6 protein-coding genes and 1 pseudogene are annotated in these 6167 nt (G+C 66.4%); 2 read left to right on the top strand and 5 right to left on the bottom strand.

From position 1 onward, the window contains the following. Together Q1V87_RS12685 and Q1V87_RS12680 are read right to left on the bottom strand one after the other, a co-directional pair. Positions 1-372 (bottom strand): annotated as a pseudogene (locus Q1V87_RS12685) (hypothetical protein); the annotation flags it as partial. Beyond that, positions 369-992, bottom strand: coding sequence for an SAF domain-containing protein (locus Q1V87_RS12680; protein ID WP_300593479.1), 624 nt, complete (start codon positions 990-992; stop codon positions 369-371). The pseudogene Q1V87_RS12685 and the gene Q1V87_RS12680, both read right to left, overlap by 4 nt. Positions 993-1090: 98 nt before the next feature. Here Q1V87_RS12680 and Q1V87_RS12675 point away from each other — a divergent pair, with 98 nt between their 5' ends. Next, positions 1091-1372, top strand: a complete 282-nt coding sequence (locus Q1V87_RS12675; protein ID WP_292711794.1) for a helix-turn-helix domain-containing protein — start codon at positions 1091-1093, stop codon at positions 1370-1372. Positions 1373-1390: 18 nt separating this feature from the next. Here Q1V87_RS12675 and Q1V87_RS12670 read toward each other — a convergent pair whose 3' ends face one another. Next, complete coding sequence (locus tag Q1V87_RS12670; RefSeq protein WP_300593476.1) at positions 1391-1978, bottom strand: hypothetical protein; 588 nt, start codon at positions 1976-1978, stop codon at positions 1391-1393. Between the two features lie 128 nt (positions 1979-2106). Between Q1V87_RS12670 and Q1V87_RS12665 the strand changes: the two genes are divergently transcribed. Then, a complete protein-coding gene (locus Q1V87_RS12665) occupies positions 2107-2547 on the top strand; it encodes an Rv3235 family protein (RefSeq protein ID WP_300593474.1) in 441 nt (146 codons plus the stop codon). Between the two features lie 24 nt (positions 2548-2571). Here Q1V87_RS12665 and Q1V87_RS12660 read toward each other — a convergent pair whose 3' ends face one another. Beyond that, entirely contained in the window at positions 2572-3798 is a 1227-nt protein-coding gene (locus Q1V87_RS12660) for a pyridoxal phosphate-dependent aminotransferase (protein ID WP_300593471.1), read from the bottom strand. Between the two features lie 69 nt (positions 3799-3867). Further along, positions 3868-6167, bottom strand: a 2300-nt coding sequence (gene secA, locus Q1V87_RS12655) for a preprotein translocase subunit SecA (protein ID WP_300593468.1), incomplete at its 5' end; no start/stop codon positions are given.

Below are 6167 nucleotides of genomic sequence, written 5' to 3'. Positions count from 1 at the left end.
CCGAGGAGCGGGAGCAGCCGGCAGCGGATCCCGGAGGGCACGCACGAGCTCGCGACCGGAAGCGCGAGGCGACATCGGGACGCCGAGTCCGAATGCCTGAGCAAGGCGCGCCGACGCCTCCCCCTCCCCCACCGGGACGATTCGGATCCCCTCCCGATCGCACGCCGTCACGAGCTCGCGCGTGAGTGTGTCGTGGCGCGCAGCAACGACGAGAAGGTCCAGCTCCTGATCGCCGGCCTCGTGGACCCCACCGCGGGTGGCCGCGATACCGGGCGCCGTCACCGGCACCGCCAGCACGTCCCATCCGAGCCGCGACAGCTCGTCAGCCAGCCGTGTCGCGTGGGGCTCATCCAGCGCGATGAGCGTCTTCATTGCTGCCCCGGAGTCCAGGGCACAACCGAGAGCGCCGAGCCGTCGGCGATCGCAGCAAGCGCGGCGGCGACATCGGCTCGGGGGATCACCAGCTCGACCGCTGCCGTTCCCCCTGCCAGTGGCGAGTCGTCCCGGCTGACGCTGACGACTGTCGCGTCGGCCACGAGGATGCGTGGCGTATCGAAGCGCGACTGATCCAGGCGCGGCGCTGCCCACAACTCCACGGTCGATCCGGCCACGACGGATCCCGGTACCTCGGCCGCGCTGCGGACGACGACCGTCGTCGAGCGCGTACTGTCGTCGGTCACGAGGGCGTCAGCAGGCACGAGCTCTCCGGCCGAGACCGTCCGCGCCGCGACGAGCCCTTCACCGAGATCATCAGCCCCCAGGTAGGCGTCAGATGCAGCTCCCAGAGCAACATCCACGACGGCAAGGTCGGCTGCCGCGACCGGCTCGCCGGGCACGATCGCCCGGACGGCGACGTACACGGGTTCGGTCTGACGCGCCGCCGACACGATGAACCACACACCACCGACAGAAGCCAGAACCAGAACGATGCCGACAAGGAACCGCAGGTCGGCCCACGCGGGGCGCCGGGACGTTCGAGACGGGGAGAACATGCGAACCATGGTGGCCGAGGCATGCGAAAGGCTCCCGCGCTTATCCACAGCGTGCGCTGCTGCGCTGCCCTGTCCGAACCCGGCGTCATAATGGGGACATGCCCCATCCCCCCGCTGCCGACGCGCGCCTGTTGACGCCCTCGCAGGTCGCCGAAGTGCTCGCGATCGAGGTCGATGACGTGGTGGCCCTCGTCTTGGCCGGACAGCTCCGCGGGATGCGTGTGGGCGAGAGCGGGCAGTGGCGGATTGACGAGACGAGCGTCGAGGCCTACCTCGACGATCAGGTCGAGCAGACCCGCCGCATGGCGCTGTGGCACCAGTCTCAGACCGCCAGTTTCCCCGAGCTGTGGGGCACCGGAGCCATTCGCAACCCCGACTGATCCACGGGCTTCTGCGGGTCAGAGCCCCGAGTCCCCGGCCGCCACGATCAGCTGCGCGAGCGCGCCGAACGGAACCATCCGAAAGCCGGTCACCGCCGACGGATGCCGCGGGGTATCGAGGTCGTGAAGGGCAAGATCGAAATGATCGGCACCGGCTCGGTCCACGGTTCCGGTCAGGGAGTCGCCGACGACCAGCTCGACCAGGACGGGAACGCGCCGGCGCGCGAGGTCGCGCAGGACGAAACCGAGATCCACCCGCTCACGGAGGGCTTGCCCCGAACGTCCCGAGGCGCTGTGCAGGAGGTCGGCGTGCGGCATCCGTAGTCCCATGAGCCCGGCGAGGGGCACGATGCTGACGGAGGACGGTCCTCGATCGAGCGCGAACCAATCGGCTCCCACCGCAACGATCCGCCCTTCGACATCGCCGCCACCACTCAGGTGCGCCCGAACCTGAGCCTGGGCATCCCGCAGCACGAGAAGCCGGTCCCGCAGCGATACGCGCGACAGGCGCACCCGCTCAGACTCGGAGGCGAGGGCTGCGCGCTCTGCTTCCCACTCGGCGGATGCTTGAGCTTCGAGGTCATCGAACAGCCGGTCCCATCGCACGGGGCGAGCGTACGTCCCAGATGAGGAGTCGATGAGAAACTGTCCACAGCGAGGCCCCGGCCCCCACCCGGCATCCTGCCGTGTGCTCTACTTCTCGACATCCTGTTACCGGTCGAGAGTGAGATCTCATGGCGACGACGCAACCGAACTTCGCACGTGCGTACCGCGCGGCAGATGAAGCGGCCGAGCTGAACCAGTACTTCGCGCCGCAGCGCACGAGCACCGCCGACCTCCCCGATCCCGAGGCCTTCTTGCGCAACATCTCGCGCGGTGTCCTGGAGATCTTCGCGGGTGTTCGCGAAGTGGACCAACTCGCCAGGTGGCTGACCGAGGATGCCTATCGGAAGCTCGTCACCCGAGCCAACCTCGCCGCCCGCGCACGAAGTGCCCGCGGCATCCCCGCGAAACGTCCCGTGCATCAGATCGTTTCCGTACGCCACTCCTCACCCGCGGATGGCATCGTCGAGGGCGTCGTCATCGTCCGCGGCCCCGCCCGCACCCGTGCGGTGGCCCTGCGGTTGGAGGGCATGGACGGCCGGTGGCGCACCACCTCGCTCGCCCTGCTGTGACGATGCCGCGAACGGCAACCCGCCTTACTGCCGGTACGACGACAGGAAGTTCCCGAGCCGCTCGATCGCCTCGGTGAGAACGCGAGACTCGGGAAGCGTCACGATCCTCACATGGTCAGGGGTCGGCCAGTTGAATCCCGTCCCCTGCACGAGCAGCACCTTCTCCGCGACGAGGAAGTCGTACACGAGCTTCGCGTCATCGCGAATCTCGTAAACGTTCGGATCGAAGCGCGGGAAGGCGTACAGCGCCCCCTCGGGCTTGACGCAGCTCACGCCCGGGATCGACTCCAGGGCCTCCCAGGCAGCATCCCGCTGCTCGTGCAACCGCCCCGTGGGCGCAATCAGCGCGTCGATCGACTGGACTCCCGACAGCGCAGCCTGCACGGCGTACTGCGCCGGAACGTTGGGACACAGCCGGGTCGAGGCCAACAGCGTGATTCCCTCCAGGAAGCCCGCCGCGTGATCCTTCGGTCCCGTGATCGCGAGCCACCCCGAGCGATAGCCTGCGACTCGATAGGTCTTCGAGAGCCCGTTGAACGTCAGCACCAGCAGATCCGGCGCCACAGCAGCCATCGGAATGTGGGTCGCATCGTCGAAGAGGATGCGGTCATAGATCTCATCAGCGAGGACCAGAAGAGAGTGCTCGCGGGCGATGTCGGCGATCTGTTCGAGGACTTCCCGCGTATAGACGGCACCGGTCGGGTTGTTGGGGTTGATGACAACGATCGCTTTGGTGCGCTCCGTGATCTTCGAGCGGATGTCCTCGATGTCTGGCTGCCAGCCATTTTGCTCATCGGAGAGGTAGTGGACCGGCGTCCCGCCCCCCAGGCTCGTCATCGCCGTCCACAGCGGGTAGTCGGGAGCCGGGATCAGCACCTCGTCGCCCTCGTCCAGGAGGGCCTGCATCGTCATCGTGATGAGCTCGGAGACACCGTTCCCGAGGTACACGTCGTCGGGGTCGAGCGCGGGGAATCCGGGGACCTGCTCGTATCGGTAGACGACGGCGAGTCGGGCTGACTTGATACCGCGGCTGTCGCTGTAGCCGTGGGCCTCGGGGACCGCCTCGATCATGTCCCGCACGATCTGGAACGGAGCCTCGAAGCCGAACGCTGCCGGGTTTCCCGTGTTCAGCTTGAGGATCCGGTGTCCCTCGGCCTCGAGCCGATCGGCCTCGACCAGGGCCTGTCCCCGGATCTCGTAGAGGACGTGCTTGAGTTTGCTCGACTGGTCGAGCGGCCGGGGGTGGGTCATCCGTTCAGGATAATGCCGCACCCGCCGGGCCACCTGACCGCGCGTGGCTCGCGCTCTCGCGCCCTGCGGTTACTTCTTCTTGTCGGCTGCGCGTCGCTGCGCGCGGTTTAGTGGCGGCTGGGCTGACTGCGCCGGCGCTTCGCCATCGGTGCGCTGACCGAATGCGCCTCGCGCGGCGGGAGCCGCCGGCGCGACCGGCGCCGCGGGCGCGGATGCCGCAGCCTGACGGGCCCGACTGGTCGCCGCTTGCTGCACCTGGCCGCGTTCGTTGCGCACCTCGACCTCACCAGCGTCGTTGGCCGCGGAATACTGCAGTCGCTGCCCCTCCACGGGCGCGATAGACAGACCCTTCGCCTCGACTTCGGCGGCGCTCTCGCCCTCGGCGCGACGCACCTCGACCTCCAGGTTGTAGAGGTAGCCGACTGACTCTTCCTTGATCTGGCCCATCATCTGCTGGAACATCTGATAGCCCTCGCGCTGGTACTCGATCAGCGGATCACGCTGAGCCATCGCGCGCAGGCCGATGCCGTCCTTCAAGTAGTCCATCTCGTAGAGGTGGTCGCGCCAACGGCGGTCGACGACCTGAAGCACCACGCGCCGCTCGAGCTCGCGCATCGCAGCCTCGCCGAGGCTCTCCTCACGCTTCTGGTAGGCGATGCGAGCATCCGAGATGATCTCGCGCTTGAGGACCTCGGGAGTGACCTTGCCCTTGCTTCCGGACTCGGCGACGACCTCGTCGATCGTGAGAGAGACCGGATACAGCGTCTTGAGTTCGGTCCACAGAGCGTCGAAGTCCCAGCTCTCGGTGTGACCCGTACCCGTGTGGTCGTCAATGAGCGTGCTGATCGCGTCCTCGATGAAATGCTGGACTCGATCCGCGATGTCGTCTCCCTCGAGGATGTGCCGACGATCCGAATAGATCGCTTCACGCTGACGATTGAGGACGTCGTCGTACTTCAGCACGTTCTTGCGTAGCTCGGCGTTACGCGCCTCCACCTGCGACTGAGCGCTCTTGATCGCACGCGAGACCATGCCGGATTCGATCGCGACGTCATCGGGGAAGTTTGTGCGCGAGAGGATGGCCTCGGCAGCCCCGGACTGGAACAGCCGCATCAGGTCATCGGTCAAAGACAGGTAGAACCGACTCTCCCCCGGGTCGCCCTGACGGCCTGAACGACCACGCAGCTGGTTGTCGATGCGGCGCGACTCGTGCCGCTCGGTGCCCAGAACATACAAGCCGCCGGCGGCCACGACCTTCTCGGCCTCTTCGGCAACGTGATCGCGGGTGGCCTGGTACACCGCATCCCACTCGGCCTCGTACTCGTCCGGCGTCTCCACCGGATCGAGACCCTTCGCCTTCATCTCCTGCACCGCGAGGAACTCAGCGTTCCCGCCGAGCATGATGTCGGTTCCACGACCCGCCATGTTCGTTGCGACGGTCACCGCACCCAATCGCCCGGCACGGGCCACGATCTCGGCCTCCCGCGCGTGGTTCTTCGCGTTGAGCACCTCGTGCTTGATGCCCTTCTTCGCGAGCAGGCGCGACAGGTACTCGCTCTTTTCCACCGACACCGTGCCAACAAGCACCGGCTGCCCCGACTCGTGGCGCTTCGCGATATCTTCGACCACCTGGGCGAACTTCGCCGGCTCGTTCTTGTACACGAGGTCCGACTGATCCTTGCGGATCATTGGCTTGTTCGTGGGGATCGCGACGACCCCGAGCTGGTAGGTCGACATGAACTCGGCAGCCTCCGTCTCGGCGGTACCGGTCATGCCAGAGAGCTTGTCGTAGAGGCGGAAATAGTTCTGCAGCGTCACTGTCGCGAGGGTCTGGTTCTCGGCCTTGACCGGAACACCTTCCTTCGCCTCGATCGCCTGGTGGATACCCTCGTTGTAGCGACGGCCGACCAGGATTCGACCGGTGTGTTCGTCGACGATCATCACTTCGTCGTTCATAACGACGTAGTCCGTGTCGCGCTTGAACAGGGCGAGCGCCTTGATCGAGTTGTTCAGGAACGAGATCAGCGGGGTGTTGACGGACTCGTAGAGGTTGTCGATCCCGAGGTAGTCCTCGACCTTCTCGATACCCGGCTCGAGCACGCCGATCGTGCGCTTCTTTTCATCGACCTCATAGTCGACGCCCGGCTCGAGAGTCCGAGCGATCTTGGCGAACTCGGCGAACCACCGGTTGGCTTCTCCTGCGGAGGGACCCGAGATGATCAGCGGCGTACGAGCTTCGTCGATGAGGATCGAGTCGACCTCGTCGACGATCGCGAAGAAGTGTCCACGCTGGACGAGATCCTCCCGGCGCCAGGCCATGTTGTCGCGGAGGTAGTCGAAGCCGAACTCGTTGTTCGTGCCGTAGGTGA

The sequence above is a fragment of the Microbacterium sp. genome (assembly GCF_030149085.1).
GTDB lineage: Bacteria > Actinomycetota > Actinomycetes > Actinomycetales > Microbacteriaceae > Microbacterium.
Note: the sequence above shows the minus strand (reverse complement) of the source record. Positions and strands in the feature narration are given on the sequence as shown.

Bases quoted from the DNA above. Each gene is read 5' to 3' on its own strand.
- Q1V87_RS12660 (WP_300593471.1), bottom strand. From the start codon at position 3,798: ATGACCCACCCCCGGCCGCTCGACCAGTCGAGCAAACTCAAGCACGTC.
- Q1V87_RS12675 (WP_292711794.1), top strand. From the start codon at position 1,091: ATGCCCCATCCCCCCGCTGCCGACGCGCGCCTGTTGACGCCCTCGCAG.
- Q1V87_RS12680 (WP_300593479.1), bottom strand. From the start codon at position 992: ATGTTCTCCCCGTCTCGAACGTCCCGGCGCCCCGCGTGGGCCGACCTG.
- Q1V87_RS12665 (WP_300593474.1), top strand. From the start codon at position 2,107: ATGGCGACGACGCAACCGAACTTCGCACGTGCGTACCGCGCGGCAGAT.